Annotated in this window: 11 protein-coding genes; 8 read left to right on the top strand and 3 right to left on the bottom strand. The window is 62.4% G+C overall.

The window, feature by feature from the left end; genetic code table 11:
• The first annotated feature begins 3 nt into the window (after positions 1-3).
• The gene (locus GFU70_RS28450) at positions 4-1,197 is read left to right on the top strand and encodes a DUF3142 domain-containing protein (protein WP_153389132.1); all 1,194 of its coding nucleotides are present in this window, start codon (positions 4-6) and stop codon (positions 1,195-1,197) included.
• Entirely contained in the window at positions 1,184-3,334 is a 2,151-nt protein-coding gene (locus GFU70_RS28445; RefSeq protein WP_153389131.1) for a hypothetical protein, read from the top strand. Before GFU70_RS28450 ends, GFU70_RS28445 begins: the two co-directional genes overlap by 14 nt.
• Positions 3,335-3,545: 211 nt before the next feature.
• Here the strand turns inward: GFU70_RS28445 and lpdA are convergent, their stop codons facing one another.
• Complete coding sequence (lpdA, locus tag GFU70_RS28440) at positions 3,546-4,946, bottom strand: dihydrolipoyl dehydrogenase (RefSeq protein WP_153389130.1); 1,401 nt, start codon at positions 4,944-4,946, stop codon at positions 3,546-3,548.
• A gap of 221 nt (positions 4,947-5,167) precedes the next feature.
• Between lpdA and GFU70_RS28435 the strand changes: the two genes are divergently transcribed.
• From GFU70_RS28435 to cfaB, 5 genes are all read left to right on the top strand, one after another.
• On the top strand, positions 5,168-7,129 hold the full coding sequence (locus GFU70_RS28435; protein WP_058546469.1) for a protease modulator HflK: 1,962 nt from the start codon (positions 5,168-5,170) through the stop codon (positions 7,127-7,129).
• Complete coding sequence (hflC, locus tag GFU70_RS28430; protein ID WP_058546470.1) at positions 7,126-8,169, top strand: protease modulator HflC; 1,044 nt, start codon at positions 7,126-7,128, stop codon at positions 8,167-8,169. Before GFU70_RS28435 ends, hflC begins: the two co-directional genes overlap by 4 nt.
• Complete coding sequence (gene hflK, locus GFU70_RS28425; protein ID WP_058546471.1) at positions 8,166-9,218, top strand: protease modulator HflK; 1,053 nt, start codon at positions 8,166-8,168, stop codon at positions 9,216-9,218. Before hflC ends, hflK begins: the two co-directional genes overlap by 4 nt.
• Positions 9,215-11,131: a heavy metal translocating P-type ATPase gene (locus tag GFU70_RS28420; protein WP_116643551.1), complete on the top strand. Its 1,917-nt coding sequence runs from the start codon at positions 9,215-9,217 to the stop codon at positions 11,129-11,131. Before hflK ends, GFU70_RS28420 begins: the two co-directional genes overlap by 4 nt.
• A gap of 184 nt (positions 11,132-11,315) precedes the next feature.
• Positions 11,316-12,503 (top strand): C17 cyclopropane fatty acid synthase CfaB, encoded by a 1,188-nt coding sequence (gene cfaB, locus GFU70_RS28415; RefSeq protein WP_153389129.1) that lies wholly within the window; start codon positions 11,316-11,318, stop codon positions 12,501-12,503.
• On the opposite strand, the gene cls is transcribed toward cfaB, so the two are convergent.
• A complete protein-coding gene (gene cls, locus GFU70_RS28410) occupies positions 12,500-13,939 on the bottom strand; it encodes a cardiolipin synthase (RefSeq protein WP_153389128.1) in 1,440 nt (479 codons plus the stop codon). The genes cfaB and cls overlap by 4 nt on opposite strands.
• Positions 13,940-14,080: 141 nt before the next feature.
• Between cls and GFU70_RS28405 the strand changes: the two genes are divergently transcribed.
• The gene (locus tag GFU70_RS28405) at positions 14,081-14,602 is read left to right on the top strand and encodes a DUF3617 domain-containing protein (protein WP_058546475.1); all 522 of its coding nucleotides are present in this window, start codon (positions 14,081-14,083) and stop codon (positions 14,600-14,602) included.
• Between the two features lie 110 nt (positions 14,603-14,712).
• Here GFU70_RS28405 and GFU70_RS28400 read toward each other — a convergent pair whose 3' ends face one another.
• Positions 14,713-15,588, bottom strand: a complete 876-nt coding sequence (locus tag GFU70_RS28400) for a metal ABC transporter substrate-binding protein (protein ID WP_116643553.1) — start codon at positions 15,586-15,588, stop codon at positions 14,713-14,715.
• Between the last annotated feature and the right edge of the window lie 4 nt (positions 15,589-15,592).

Below are 15,592 nucleotides of genomic sequence, written 5' to 3'. Positions count from 1 at the left end.
CTCATGACTGTTCTTTTCCGGTTCTCTCTGGCCCTCGCCGTGTTGCTTTCAGGGGGCTGCGAACAGCCCCCGGCCCCGGCCCTCGATCAGCAGCTTTATATCTGGCAACGCCAATGGACACCGGCCCACGAGCTGGCGTTGCGCCAGAGTCATGACGACTTTTCCAGCCTGCGGGTGCTGGCGTTGCAGGCTTTTCCCGGGGCGGGCTGGAGCCGTGCGCGGGTCGATCCGGCCTTGCTCAAGGCTGACGGCCGTCCGCTGATCGCCGTGATTCGCCTGGACGGTCAGCTCAAGGCCTTGGACCAGGACGAGGTGATCGCGCAGATCCAGCAAGTGCTGGGCGATTGGCAAGCCCAAGGCCTGACCCCGGTAGGTGTGGAGATCGATCACGATGCGGGTAATGCACGGTTGCCGGCCTATGGAAAATTCCTCGGCCAACTGCGCCACGTCCTGCCCCCCAACCTGCGGCTGAGTATTACCGCGCTGCCGGCCTGGCTCGACAGCCCAGCATTGCCGGGGTTGTTGGAAGCGGTGGACAGCAGCGTGCTGCAGGTCCACGCGGTGAGCGATCCACGGCAGGGATTGTTCGATCCGAAACAGGCCCGGCAGTGGGCGCAACGCTGGAGCGACGTCACCACACGGCCGTTTTATCTGGCCCTGCCGGCGTACGGCGTGGCGCTGTTGACCCAGGAGAGCGGCGTGCCGGTGGTGGAAAGCGAGGTGCCGATCGATCGCGGCGGTGAGCGTCGGGAGCTGCTGGCCGATCCGCAACAAGTGGCCGGGCTTGCGGCAGATTTGCGTGCCGATCCGCCGAAACATCTCGCTGGGTTGATCTGGTTTCGCCTGCCGCTGGCCGGCGACCGACGGGCGTGGAGCCTGACCACGCTCGGCGCCGTCGCGCGGGGAGACAACCTGGACAGTCGCTTGGCACTGCAGTGGGAGCAGCAGGGCGGTTTGTACGATATCCGCCTGGTTAACCAGGGCAATCTCGACAGCCCTTGGCCCCAGCGCCTGACGCTGGCTGTTGGCGCGTGTGACGGCGTCGATGCCTTGGCCGGTTATACGTTGCAACAAACCCCCGGACTGCTTACCTTCACCCGCATTCAGGAAGGCCGCCTGGCTGCCGGCAGCCAACGGGCAATCGGCTGGGCGCGCTGTACGAAAATTGACCAAGGAGGTTTCAATGTTTATCCGTAGGTGGCCTCGTCACTTGCTGTGCCTGAGCCTGTGCCTGCCCCTGGGCCCGGCGCTGGCCTGCGGGCCGGATTTCCCGATGCGCTTGCTGGATAACCGCGCCCAGTCGTTGGCCGAATTGCCCGAAGGCAGTTTTCGCTTCGAGGTCAGCCGCCTTGGCCAGGCGATTGCCGGGCTCAAACCGGCCACCGAGGCGACGCGCAACCCGAACTACAGCTATGACGACCTGCCTTCCTACGTGGAACAACGCAACCAGGCCGAGCAGATCGGCCTGACCCCGCCGCAGCAAGCGGTGGTGGAGCGCCTGCGGGCCCTCACCGATGTCGACCAGGTGGCAGCCGAGGCGGCCAATCTGCCTGATGAGCTGCGCTTGTATGCGATTGGTGCGGCGGCTTTTCACGTTGGTGAGCATCAGCGCGCCGTGGAAGCATTCCAGCAATTGCTGGCGTTACCGGGTGACCAACGTCGGTTGCGCAGCACCTGGGCCGCGTACTCTCTGGGGCGGGCCTTGTTCGCCGTGAGCACCGAGGCCGGCAGCGGCGACCCCGTGGTCTTGCAGGACCAGGCGCGAGTGGCGTTTCGCCAGGCCCGCGAGTTGAGCATTGCCGGCTTCAGCGATCCGCTGGAGCTGGGCATCGCCAGCCTTGGCGAAGAAGCCCGGGTGGCCTACACCGCTGACGATTGGGACAGTGCCATCGGCCTGTATGCGATCCAGAACCTGCAAGGATCTGCGGTCGGCTACAGCTCGTTGTTGCAATTGGCCGGTGATTTGAGCGTCCAACCGGATGAACGTTTGAGCGAATTGCTCAAAACCAGGGCGGTGCAGCGATTGGTCACCGCCTACCTGCTCAGCCGCGTCGGCTGGTGGGACGGTGAAGAACCCTCGGGTGAGAAAAGGCTCGTCCAACTGTTGCAAGCCAACGCCCGGGACAGCCTCGACGATGCCGACCGTTTGGCAGCGGTGAGTTACCAGCACGGCGATTACGCCAGCGCCCAGGCGTTTGTGCAAAAGGCCTCCGACACGGGGCTGGCCTGGTGGGTGCACGCCAAGCTGGCCCTGCGCGACGGCGACAAGGTTGCCGCGGCGGCGGCTTATGCCAAGGCCGCCCAGGCGTTTCCGAGCGATGAATCCTGGGGCAGCCGGCGGACACCGGATTGGAACTTCGAGTCGGTGCAGCCCAAGTGCCGGGTCGAAGGTGAAAGTGCGATCCTGGCCTTGCAGCGCGGCGATTACCTGCAAGCCTTCGATCAGCTTTATCGCAGCCAGAGCAACTATTGGTACGACGCTGCCGCCGTCGCAGAGCGTGTGCTCACGGTGGATGAGCTCAAGCAGTACGTCGACGCGCAAGTCCCGGCGCCACCGGCGTTGAGCCAGGAGGATCGGGATAACTACGTGCCGCTGCCGGTGGCTGCGAGTCTGCGCAACCTGCTGGGCCGGCGTTTGCTGAGGGAGGGGCGCTTTGATGAGGCGCCGGCTTATTTCGATAACGCGGACCTGCAGGACAAGGCCCGCGCCTATGGGCAATTGCGCCAGGACGCGGAGTCCAAATGGTGGCCAACCCGACGGGCCGAGGCGTATTTCAATGCGTCCTGGATGGCGCGCAAATGGGGTATGGAGTTGCTTGGCTATGAGATGGCGCCGGATTACGCCAGCCTGGGCGGCAACTACAGCCTGGAACCGGTTGAGCTGAAGGTCGGACCGCTGGTGGCCGAAGGTGAAGTGCAACGCCAGCAGGCCAGCGCGGCGAAGCCTGAGGTGCGTTACCACTATCGGTTTGTTGCCACCGCGTTGGCGAGTCAGGCGGCGGATCAATTGCCGCATACCAGCCAGGCGTTTGCGGCGGTGCTATGCAAAGCGGTGGGGTACAACTCCAGCCTCGAGGAGCAAAGCGCGCTGTATCAACGGTACGTGAAGGAAGGTCCGTATGTGGATTGGGCCGAGGATTTCGGTCATCAATGCCAGGAACCGGACTTTGGCACGGCGAACAAACGCTACGTGACCCAGGCCCTGGACCCGATCCGCTCGATGCTGCGACCTTACAAGGGTTGGCTGCAAATGGGTGGTTTGGTGCTGGTAGTGGCGGTGGGGTTGGGATTGATCAGTCGGCGCCGGCGCAAGGCGCGGATGGCGGCCAATTAAGTCGAGCGTGGCCAGAGCTTGGCGCTGGCTCGGCTCTGTAGGAGCTGGCGAAGGCTCGGGCCGCGTTCGGACGATCTTTTGATCTTTCGCTTGAGACTCAAGTGTCTGGGGAAAGATCGCAGCCTCGTTTCACTCGTCAGCTCCTACGGGCGCGGTCCGGAGGGAGCAATCTCTGGCCACAAAGATTGTTCACCCTGGCTTTGCGTTGTTCCTACATCTGCGTCGCCATCCCCTCCACATTCATGGCCGCCTGGCGCAACGCCTCCGAGCGGGTAGGGTGTGGGTGACAGGTCAGGGCGATGTCCTCGGCCGAGGCACTGAACTCCATGGCCACACAGTATTCACCGATCATCTCACTGACGCTCGGGCCCACCAGGTGTACGCCAAGGATCTCATCGGTGCGTTCATCGGCCAGGACCTTGGCGAACCCTTCGGTCTCGTGGTTGATCTTGGCCCGGCTGTTGGCCGTGAAGGGAAACTTGCCAACTTTGTAGACGCGGCCTTCAGCCTTGAGCTGTTCCTCGGTCTTGCCGACACTGGCCAGTTCCGGACGGGTGTAGATGACGCTGGGAATCAGCGCATAGTTGACCTCGGCGGCCTTGCCGGCGATCTGTTCGATGCAGACCATGGCTTCGTCTTCGGCCTTGTGGGCGAGCATCGGTCCGGACGTCACATCACCGATAACCCAGACGCCGGGTGCTTCGGTGCGTTGATGCTGGTTGGCGAGCATGCCGCGCGGGTCAATGCTCAGCCCGACGTTCTCCAGCCCCAACCCTTGCGTGTAAGGTCGACGGCCGATGGCGACCAGCACGTAGTCGGCGTCCAGGGCCTGTGCTTCGCCGCCCGCCGCCGGCTCGATCTGCAATTGCACGCCGCTGGCTGAAGTAATGGCACCCGTGACCTTCGAACTCAACTTGAACTGGATGCCTTGTTTACCCAGGGCCCGTTGCAGGGTCTTGCCGGCTTCTGCGTCCACCCCCGGGCAGATGCGATCGAGGTATTCCACCACGGTCACCTGGGCACCCAGGCGTCGCCAGACCGAACCCAGTTCGAGGCCGATGACACCGGCGCCGATCACCACCAGATGCCGGGGCACCTCACTCAGGGACAAGGCGCCGGTGGAGTCGAGGATGCGCTGGTTATCGATGACCACCCCTGGCAGCGGCATGGGTTCGGAGCCGGTGGCGATGACGATATCCTTGGCGCTGAGTTCGGTCTTGGCGCCATCATTGCCGGTAACGGTCACCTTGCCCGGCCCGTCGATGTGGCCCCAGCCTTTGATCCAGTCGACCTTGTTCTTGCGAAACAGAAACTCTATGCCCTTGGTCAGGCCGGCCACGCTTTCGTCCTTCTGCTTCATCATCTGCGCAAGGTTGAGGGTGGGGCTGACTTCAATGCCCAGGTTGGCGAATTCCCTTCCCATGGCGGCTTCGTACAGTTCCGAGGCGTGGAGCAAGGCCTTGGAGGGCATGCAGCCGACGTTCAGGCAGGTGCCGCCCAAGGTGGCGCGACCTTCGACACAGGCGGCTTTCAACCCCAACTGCCCGGCCCGAATCGCTGCGTTATACCCGCCGGGTCCACCGCCCAGAATGATCACGTCGTAGTTGCTCATCGCTGTTCTCCCGCTTGCCCTGATAAAAAATTATGATCGTAATATGAGCGTTTCCAGCGATTTCGGTCAAGGCTTAAGTCAATAGGTCGGCACTGGCCTTGGCATGAAGAATTCAAAACGGAAATTTCACAGTAATGGTTATAAGGTAACGGCATGTAACGAAGCGTCGGTGGCGTCTGTCCACGGGCCCGGATTTTGAGCGCCACGAGTGCTGGGGTGGTATGCAAGTCGATCTTGATGTCGAAGGGGCACAGGTGGCCCAATGGCCGCGTTTTCAGCGCGCGTCGTTTCAGGGACGCCGCTTGAAGCAGATTGCTTTCGGCCTGGGAAGCGTGGCGGGCGTGGGCCTGTTACTGGCGTTTTTTATCGGGGTGTTTTCGCCGCAATCGTTGTGGCCGGTGCTGCTGGTCAGCCAAGTTGCGGGACTGCTGGTGCTGGTGGCAGGTCTGCAATCGGCCTGGTGGGTCACGCAATGGCGTAGCAGGGCGCTGCTGCCGGCTGTGGATAACCTGCCGACGGAAAACGAGCCTGTTGATAACTTGGGTTGGTATGAGCGGCTGCTGGAGCGAATGGGGGCTCGCGGGGTCGGTCTGCTGAAGCAAATCGGTGCGCCTGCGTTGTGGCTGGCGGGTTGGTCAGTGTTGGTATTGCTGGGCCTGGAACAAGCCTGGAACTTGCAACTGCCGGCTGCCGCCCTCGGTGGCTCGGCCAGTGTGGGGGCGGTGTTGTCGTTGTTGTTGGCGTTCGGGCTGTTGGTGTTCGAGCGGCAATTGGCCCAGCAATCTCCCGTGGAATGGCCGGAAGCGCCGCCGCTGGCGCAACTGACGCGGGTGGCGATCATCGTGCTGGTGCTTGGCGCTTTGTGCTTGTTGTTCGGCGCAGAAACGTCCCTCTGGCCGACGCGCCTGGCAGTCCTGATGGGGTTGCTGCCGGGGCTGGTGGCGGCAGAGTTGTTGTTGCGCGCGGTGCTGTCGTTATTCATCCCACGCCGGGACGCCCTGGAACCGACGCTGCTGGGCCGCAGCGTCATCGCCGATCTGCTGCGCTGGCCGCCGCAACCGTGGCTGGCCTTGCAACATGAACTGCACAACCGTTTTGGCATCGACCTGCGCCAGATCTGGGCCTTCAGTTACATGCGCCGGGCTTTTTTGCCGGTGTTGGCGCTGGTGGTGCTGGTGGGCTGGTTGCTGACGGGCGTGCACGAAGTGCCGCTGCAGGGGCGTGGCATCTATGAGCGTTTCGGCAAACCGGTAGAGGTATTCGGCCCGGGCTTGCATGTCGCGTTGCCTTGGCCGTGGGGCAGGGTGCTCAACGTCGAGAATGGCGTTGTGCATGAACTGGCCACCAGCGTCGCGGAGAGTCGGGCAGTGGTCGAGGCTGAACCGGCGGAGGGACCCGCACCGGCAATCGCCAATCGGTTGTGGGACGCCAGCCATGTGAATGACAAGTCCCAGGTCATTGCCAGTCGTCGTGCCGACCAGCAGAGCTTCCAGATCGTCAACATGGACGTGCGCTTCGTCTACCGCATCGGCTTGACGGACGCCGCGGCGTTGGCGGCGACCTACAACAGCGCCGATGTGCCGACGCTGATTCGCAGCACCGCCAGCCGCATCCTGGTGCATGAGTTCGCGTCGCGCACGCTGGACGGTTTGTTGGGCGCGGACCGTGTCAGCCTCGCCGACGAAATCGGTCGCGCCGTCCAGGCTGACTTGCAATCGCTCGACAGCGGCGTGGAAATCCTGGCAACGGTCGTGGAGGCGATTCATCCACCGGCCGGAGCGGCCAACGCCTACCACGGCGTTCAGGCGGCGCAGATCGGCGCGCAGGCATTGATCGCTCGAGAGCGCGGCGCGGCGGCGGAACAGACGAACCAGGCGAAATTGCAAGCCAGCGTCGCCCATGACCAGGCCACGGCCACCGCCCGGGAAATCAACGCAACTGCCCAGGCCGCCGACTTGCGCTTCAATGCCGACCGCAAAGCCTACGCCACGGCGGGGCACGCTTTTGTGCTGGAACACTACCTGGGTCAACTGAGCCAGGGCCTCGCCAATGCCCGGTTGCTGATTCTCGACCATCGCCTGGGCGGCAACGGCAACGGGCCGACCATCGACTTGCGTACCTTCACGCTGCCGGCAGACCCCGCGTCGCCGCGTAACCCTGTCCCGCCAGGAGCTGCCCATTGAGCCAGTCCTCTTCACACGATCACCACGACCACGCTGGTCACGATCACGGCCATTCCGGTCATCACCATGGCCATCATCATCACCACCATCATGGCGATCCGCAGCAAGCCGGTCCGTTCCCGTGGCGACGGATGGGTTGGGCGGCGCTGTTGGTGGCGTTTGCCGTTGCGGCCGCAAGCCTGGTGCAAGTGCGTTCGGGGGAGGCCACGGTCATCACCCGTTTCGGCAATCCAGCGCGGGTGTTGCTGCAACCTGGCTTGGGTTGGCGCTGGCCGGCGCCGTTCGAGGCGGCGATCCCGGTAGATTTGCGACTGCGCACTACATCCAGTGGCCTGCAGGATGTCGGCACCCGTGATGGGCTGCGGATCATCGTCCAGGCCTACGTGGCTTGGCAGGTGCAGGGAGACCCGGACAACGTGCAGCGTTTCATGCGTGCGGTGCAGAACCAACCGGACGAAGCCGCACGGCAGATTCGTACATTCGTCGGCTCGGCGCTGGAAACCACGGCCGCCAGTTTTGACCTGGCGAACCTGGTCAACACCGATGCCAGCCAGGTGCGCATCGCCGATTTCGAAGCCCAGCTGCGTCAGCAGATCGATCAACAGTTGCTCACCACTTATGGCGTGCGGGTGTTGCAAGTCGGCGTCGAACGCCTGACCTTGCCCTCGGTGACACTGACGGCGACGGTGGATCGCATGCGCGCCGAGCGTGAGACCATCGCCACCGAACGCACAGCCATCGGCAAGCGCGAAGCGGCGCAGATTCGCTCCGCCGCGGAGCGTGATGCGCGAGTCATGCAAGCCGATGCCACGGTGAAGGCCGCGGATATCGAAGCCCAGTCGCGAGTAGAGGCGGCCCAGATCTATGGCCGTGCGTACGCAGGTTCCCCGCAGCTCTACAACCTGCTCCGTTCGCTGGACACCTTGGGCACGATCGTCAGCCCAGGCACGAAGCTGATTTTGCGCACCGATGCGGCGCCATTCCGTGTGCTGGTGGACGGTCCTGTTTCCGTGGAAGGCAAAGGTGGAACACAACCATGAGTTTGGTTCCACGTGGAACAAATGAGTTATCCAGTCCGTGGATCCAGGCCGGACGCCTGGCATTTCTTGCCCTTTACGTCGTCACGGTGTTGGCAGCGTTGGCCTGGGTTTTTTCCAACGTGCGGCAGATCGATCCGCAGAATCGTGCGGTGGTGCTGCACTTTGGAGCCTTGGATCGAATCCAGAATGCCGGCCTCTTGTTGGCGTGGCCTCGTCCTGTGGAACAAGTGATCTTGTTGCCGGCGGCGGATCGGGTGCTGGAGCGGCGGGTGGAAAATCTGCTGCGCTCGGATGCGGCCTTGCAGGCTGATCGTGTTGCCAGTTTCGCCACGCCGGTCAGCGATGCGTTGGCCGGTTCTGGTTATTTATTGACCGGTGATGCCGGCGTCGTGCAACTCGATGTGCGAGTGTTCTACAAAGTCACCGACCCTTACGCGTTCGTCTTGCAAGGTGAGCATGTCCTGCCGGCACTGGACCGGCTGGCGACCCGCAGTGCCGTGGCCCTGACCGCAGCTCGGGACCTGGACACCATTCTGGTGGCGCGCCCCGAACTGATGGGCAGCGATAACCAGGCGGCCGAACGTCGCGAACGCTTGCGTGGCGATCTGGTGCAGGGGCTTAACCGACGCCTGGCTGACCTAGCGTCGACGGGGCAGGGGTTGGGGATCGAAGTGGTGCGGGTCGATGTGCAATCGAGTCTGCCGGGGCCGGCGGTCAGCGCCTTCAACGCGGTACTGACGGCCAGCCAGCAAGCCGATAAAGCTGTGGCCAACGCGCGCACCGAAGCCGAAAAGCTCACCCAGGCCGCCCGCCAGGACGCCGACCGTGCCGTGCAAGTCGCCCATGCCCAGGCCAGCGAACGACTCGCCAAGGCTTCGGCCGACACCGCCACGGTGCTCGGCCTGGCGAAGACCCAAGGCAGCGATCCGCAAATGCTGCTGCGTCTGTATCGCGAACGCATGCCTGCCATCCTTCGCCAGGCCGGTTCAGTGACCACGGTCGACCCGAAAGACGATGCCCGCCTGATCATCCAGGGAGCCGGACAATGACCGCCCAAACCAGCGCTGCACCGATGTTGTCCTCGACGGAACAACGCATCGCCGCCCGGCAACTGACTTTGGCAATGCTCGCCCTCGGCTTGCTCGCATTGGGCCTGGTATGGCGCGCCTGGTCGCCGGAGCAGAGCGGAGTCAGCCAACTGCTGTTGGGGTTCGCCTCGCTGTTGGTGGCGGTGCCGGTGATGCGTTCGGCTTGGTACAGCTTGCGCTATCCAAGCCTGCACGGGATTACTGACCAACTCATCGCCCTGGCGATGCTCGGTGCCTGGGCCACTGGCGACTTGCTGACGGCGGCATTGTTGCCGATCATCATGATCTTCGGGCATGTGCTGGAAGAGCGCAGCGTCATTGGCTCCCAGGAGGCGATCCATGCCCTTGGCCAACTGACCCGCAGCCAAGGTCGCAAGGTACAGGCCGACGGTTCGATCATTGATGTCGACAACGCGACGCTTCAGCCCGGCGATGTCGTGGAGGTGCGCGCTGGCGACCGGGTGCCGGCCGATGGTCTGGTGTTGTCCGGCCAGGCCAGCCTCGACACCGCGCCCATCACGGGTGAGTCGGTGCCGTTGGAGGCTGTGGTCGGCACTGAAGTCTTTGGTGGCGCGATCAATCTGGATGGCTTGCTACGCCTGGAAGTGACCCGTACCGGCGAAGAATCCACCTTGGGCAAGGTCATCGCCCTGATGCAAAACGCCGAACGCTCCAAGCCGCCCATCACTCGCTTGCTGGAACGCTACGCCGGCAGTTACCTGGTACTGGTGTTGTTGCTGGCGGCGGTGACCTGGTTCGTGACCAACGATGCCCAGGCGATGCTGGCGGTGTTGGTTGCCGCCTGTCCTTGTGCGTTGGTGCTGTCGGCCCCGGCCACCGCCATTGCCGGGATCGCGGTGGCAGCGCGCCACGGGATCCTGATCCGCAGCTCGGCCTTCCTGGAAGAACTGGCGGACCTGACGTCGTTGGTGGTCGATAAGACCGGTACTCTGACCTTCGGCGTCCTGCGCCTGCAATCCATCGAACATGCCCAGGATGCTCCTCTATCGTTGCTGCCTTTGGCTGCCAGCCTCGGTTCGGCCAGCAGTCATCCGGTCAGTCGAGCGTTGGCAGGACTGGTGGAAAAGGAAAACTGCCTGGCGCTGACGGACATCCATGAGCGCCAAGGGTTGGGCGTGGTCGCGATGACCGACCAGGGCGAAGCGGCGCTTGGGCGGCCGGAGTTGTTTGCACAGTTGGGTATTCAAACCTCAACGATCCCTGAGCACGATGGCCCGATTGCCGGCCTGGCCCTGAACGGGCAATTCCTCGCCTGGCTGTTGTTGGCCGACAGTGTCAAGCCGGAGGCACGGGTTGCCATGGCCGAGCTGCGCGAGCTGGGCCTGGGGCGGCAGTTGCTGTTGACCGGCGACCGCCAGAGTGTGGCCACGACCTTGGCCAGGGATGTCGGCATTGGCGATTTGCAAGCCCAGGCCCTGCCGGAAGACAAACTCAAGCGGGTCATGGCTGAAATCGACCATGGGTTCCGCCCTATGGTGGTGGGCGATGGCATCAACGATTCCCTGGCGCTAAAGGCTGGGGTGGTGGGTGTCGCCATGGGAGCCGGCGGTGCAGACATTGCCCTGGCGTCGGCAGACATCGTGCTGATCGGCAGCGACCTGCGGCGCCTCGGCACCTGTGTGCGATTGAGTCGTCAATGCAGGCGCACGTTGCAGGTCAACGTGATCATTGGCCTGGGCTGGACGCTGGCAATCGTCGCGTTTGCCGCCTTCGGCTGGCTCGGCGCGGCGGGGGCGATGATCGCTGCGCTGCTGCACAATCTCAGTACCCTGCTAGTGTTAGGTAATGCAGGGCGATTGCTGCGGTTCCAGGAGCCACTCCTGAAAATCCAAGCGAAGGGAACCGTTGGATAAACCCTTGGCGAACTGTGCGTCACCCTTGCAGTCTCTGTTGGAGAGGGCGTACCCATACTGGCAGTACCCGGCACAAGGAGTGAATTTGGGGCAGTGATAGATAAAGGCTATAAATTCGATAGCCTGCTATTTTTCTATGATGGTCTACCCTCATTTCAGACGTCTGAAACAAGGGGGTTTATTCATGCTCGCGCAACTTCCACCGGCCTTACAGAATCTGCACCTTCCGCTTCGGTTACGGCTCTGGGATGGCCATGAATTTTCACTGGGTGACGACCCCAGTGTCACGATCGTGGTCAAGGACCCACAAATGGTCGCGCAATTCACCCATCCCAGCCTTGATGCGCTGGGGGCCGCCTTCGTAGAGGGCAAACTGGAGCTCGAAGGTTCGATTCACGAAGTCATTCGTGTCTGCGATGAATGGAGCCAGGCATTGCTCGAGGATGACGCCGACAACCTGCCGGTGCGATCGCTCCACGACAAGGAAACCGACGCCAAGGCGATCTCCTATCACTACGATCTTTCCAACGCGTTTTATCAGCTGTGGCTCGACAGTGACATGGCCTATTCCTGCGCCTATTTCGAGACGGGCAGTGAAACCCTCGAACAGGCCCAGCAAGCCAAATTCCGCCATTTGTGCCGCAAGCTGCGATTGCAGCCGGGTGACTATCTGCTGGATGTCGGTTGCGGCTGGGGTGGTCTGGCGCGTTACGCTGCGCGCGAGTTCGGTGCCAAGGTCTTCGGTATTACCCTGAGCAAGGCGCAGCTGACGTTGGCTCAGGAACGGGTCAAGGCAGAGGGCCTGGAGGATCTGGTCGAGTTGCAATTACTGGATTATCGCGACCTGCCGCAGGACGGTCGCTTCGACAAAGTGGTCAGTGTGGGGATGTTCGAGCACGTCGGCCACGCCAACCTCGAGCAGTACTGCAAGACGCTGTTCGGCGCCGTGCGCGAGGGCGGGTTGGTGATGAACCATGGCATCACCGCCAAGCACACCGACGGTCGTCCGGTCGGTCGTGGCGCAGGCGATTTCATCGAGAAATATGTGTTCCCCAACGGCGAGCTGCCGCACCTGTCGATGATTTCCGCCCAGATCAGCGAAGCGGGGCTGGAGATCGTCGACGTGGAAAGCCTGCGCCTGCATTACGCGCGCACGCTCGATCACTGGAGTGAACGCCTGGAGGACAACCTCGAGGCTGCGTCGAAGGAGGTGTCGGAGCAGGCATTGCGGATCTGGCGTCTGTACCTGGCCGGCTGCGCCTACGCGTTCGCCAAGGGCTGGATCAATCTGCATCAGATCCTGGCGGTGAAGGCCCACGCCGACGGTAGCCATGAACTGCCCTGGACCCGCGACGACATCTACACCCCTTAAAGAATCGGGGAAATGAGCCGGGCGATCCGCATGCCGATCTTCTGCAGGCGGTGGGTCTCCCGGCTTTCCTGTTTGTCGATTTCCACGGCTTGGGCGAAGTCCTGCTCAAGCATCTGCTCGACCTCGGTGGCGAACCGGATATCCACCGTGAGCAGCATGACTTCGAAATTCAAGCGGAACGAACGGTTGTCCAGGTTCGCACTGCCGATGGCGCTGATTTCCCGGTCGATCAGCACCACCTTCTGATGCAGGAAGCCCGGCGTGTAACGGAACATCCGCACACCGGCCCGCACCGCCTCAAACGCATACAGGCTGGATGCGGCGTAGACGATCTTGTGGTCCGGCCGCGAGGGCAGCAGGATGCGCACATCCACCCCGCGCAGTACCGCCAGGCGCAAGGCTGCGAACACCGCTTCGTCGGGGATGAAGTAAGGCGTTGTGATCCAGACTCGCTCGCTGGCCGCATGGATTGCTTCGACGAAAAACAGCGAGCAGGTTTCGTAGGCATCGGCCGGGCCGCTGGTCAGCAACTGGCAGAGCACACCGTCGTCCGGGTAGGTGTCCGGCAGGATCAGCGGGGGCAGCGAACGGGCCGCCCAGAACCAGTCCTCGGCAAACGACTCTTGCATGCTCCCCACCACCGGACCGCGGACTTCGACATGGGTGTCGCGCCACGGCGCCAGGGGGGGCTTTTCGCCCATGTATTCATCGCCCACGTTGTGCCCGCCGACGAAGCCTAGAACGCCATCCACCGCCACGATCTTGCGGTGGTTGCGAAAGTTGACCTGGAACCGGTTGAGCCAGCCACTGCGGGTGGCGAAGGCTTTCACGTGGACACCACCGTCGCGCAGCGCCTGGACGTAGCGGTGGGGCAGGGAGTGGCTGCCAATGCGGTCATAAAGCAGATACACCGCCACGCCTTCGGCGGCCTTTTTCAGGAGCAGTGCCTGCAGGCGTAAGCCAAGGCGATCATCGTGGATGATGAAAAATTGAATCAGCACGGCCTGCCGGGCGTTATCGATGGCCTGGAAGATCGCCTCGAACGTGGCCTGGCCATTGACGAGCAAGCGCACCTGATTGTTCGCCAGGCACGGTGTGCGCCCCAGCTGGGGCATGGCCCGCAACGAGTCGTAGGCCTGGGAAGCGCGGGCGGTCAGGGCCTCTTCGACCCACGGTCGCCAGTTGAGCTCGGAGATCGCCTTGCGCATCTCTTCATTGGCTTGTCGGCGCGCCTTGATGTAGCCATCAAAGGTACTGCGTCCGAAAACCAGGTAAGGAATCAAGGTCAGGTAGGGTATGAACAGCAACGACAGGGCCCAGGCAATCGAGCCTTGGGCCGTGCGCACCGTCAAGACGGCGTGGACGGCGGCAATGGAACCCAGGGTGTGGAGCAGCGCGATCAGGTAACCGAAAACATGCGGGCCGAAATAATCCATGGGGCATTCTTGCTCCGGAGGTTTCAATGCTTAACAGACCATGTTCCATGGCGAATGTCGCGATTTAATTCACTCGTCCCAAGCCTGAACCGAAGCCTGTGGGCGGCGTCTAACGGCCACCTGTCCTTTGGAGTTTATGCAATGAATGTTCGTCTGCTGGGTGTGGTCTTGGCAATGGGGTTGTCGGTTCCGATGGCGGCTCAGGCGCAGATGCTCCAGCCGGGTTTATGGGAGCTGACCACCAGTAACATGAAGGTCGATAACCAGAACCTGCCGGACCTGCAGCTGATCCTGGGCCAGGTGCAGAACCAGATGACGCCGGAGCAGCGAGCGATGCTGGAGAAGCAGGGCATCACCATGGGCGGTAAAGGTATTCGTGTCTGCCTGACCCCGGCGCAGGTGCAAACCAATGACATTCCGCTGCAAGACCCGCAATCGGGTTGCAAGCAGCAGATCACCGAGCGTACCGGCAATCAGTGGAAGTTTCGCTTCAGTTGCCCGAAAGCCCAGGGTAATGGCGTCGCGACGTTCCAGAGCGATCGTGAATTCACCACCAAGGTCAACGGCACTTTCAATGCCACCGGCATCCAGCAGAACGGCAGCCTCGACACTCGCGCGGTGTGGCTGGGGCAGGATTGCGGAACGGTCAAGCCGAGGGCGTGAAGCGGGTATGAAGTAATCGTTTGAAGAATCTGTGGGAGCAAGGCTTGCATCGCGATGCAGACAACTCGGTGCATCGCCCGCGGGCAAGCCTTGCTCCCACAAATGTTCTATCAAGGCCGACTTAGCGCCTCATACAACGTATTGAGGTTGTATTCGAACAGACCCGTAAAGGTACTGGCCGGTCCGCTAGCCGCGAGTGCATCGGAGTACAGCGTGCCGCCGATGTGCGCACCGCTCTCGTCGGCGATTTGCTTGAGCAGGCGTGCGTCCTTGATGTTTTCCATGAACACCGCTTTGACCTTAGCCTGGCGGATCTGGGTAATCAGCGCCGCGACTTCTGCCGCCGATGGTTCACGCTCTGTGGATAAACCCTGAGGCGCCATGAACTCGATGCCATAGGCCTGGCCCAGGTAACCGAATGCGTCGTGGGAGGTCACGATCTTGCGATTGCCTGGTGGCAACGCACCGAGCTTGGCCTTGGCTTCGGCGAGCAAGGCATAGATTTTCTTCAGATACGCCTGGCTGTTGCGTTCGTAGTCGGCCTTGTTGGCCGGGTCGGCAGCTTCCAATGCTTTGGTGATATTGCTGACATAAAGCTCGGCGTTCGCCAGGTTGTGCCATGCGTGCGGGTCGGGGATGGTCTCGCCATCCTCATCCAGTGAGCGCGGAATGACGCCATGGCTGGCGCTGATCACCGGAGCCGTGGTTTCAGTGCTGGTTACCAGGCGATCCAACCAGGGCTCGAAGCCCAGTCCATTCTTGATGATCAATTTTGCCTTGAGCAATGCCTTGGCGTCGTCTGGAGTGGGTTCGTAGGTGTGTGCATCGGCGTCCGGCCCGACCATGTTGGTGATGTGGATATGCTCACCGCCGACCTGTCGGGTCATGTCGGCGAGGATGCTGAAGCTGGTCACCACCTGAAGCTTTTCGGCGGCGGACAGAGACATGGACAGCATCAGAGTGAACAGCACGAGCAGAACGCGCATTGGG

Source organism: Pseudomonas brassicacearum (assembly GCF_009601685.2).
In the GTDB taxonomy this organism is placed as follows: Bacteria; Pseudomonadota; Gammaproteobacteria; order Pseudomonadales; family Pseudomonadaceae; genus Aquipseudomonas; species Aquipseudomonas kilonensis_B.
This window is presented reverse-complemented; position numbering and strand designations above follow the sequence as displayed.

Coding starts and splice junctions, on each gene's coding strand:
- GFU70_RS28450 (WP_153389132.1), top strand. CDS start 4: ATGACTGTTCTTTTCCGGTTCTCTCTGGCCCTCGCCGTGTTGCTTTCA.
- GFU70_RS28445 (WP_153389131.1), top strand. CDS start 1,184: ATGTTTATCCGTAGGTGGCCTCGTCACTTGCTGTGCCTGAGCCTGTGC.
- lpdA (WP_153389130.1), bottom strand. CDS start 4,946: ATGAGCAACTACGACGTGATCATTCTGGGCGGTGGACCCGGCGGGTAT.
- GFU70_RS28435 (WP_058546469.1), top strand. CDS start 5,168: ATGCAAGTCGATCTTGATGTCGAAGGGGCACAGGTGGCCCAATGGCCG.
- hflK (WP_058546471.1), top strand. CDS start 8,166: ATGAGTTTGGTTCCACGTGGAACAAATGAGTTATCCAGTCCGTGGATC.
- GFU70_RS28420 (WP_116643551.1), top strand. CDS start 9,215: ATGACCGCCCAAACCAGCGCTGCACCGATGTTGTCCTCGACGGAACAA.
- cfaB (WP_153389129.1), top strand. CDS start 11,316: ATGCTCGCGCAACTTCCACCGGCCTTACAGAATCTGCACCTTCCGCTT.
- cls (WP_153389128.1), bottom strand. CDS start 13,939: ATGGATTATTTCGGCCCGCATGTTTTCGGTTACCTGATCGCGCTGCTC.
- GFU70_RS28405 (WP_058546475.1), top strand. CDS start 14,081: ATGAATGTTCGTCTGCTGGGTGTGGTCTTGGCAATGGGGTTGTCGGTT.
- GFU70_RS28400 (WP_116643553.1), bottom strand. CDS start 15,588: ATGCGCGTTCTGCTCGTGCTGTTCACTCTGATGCTGTCCATGTCTCTG.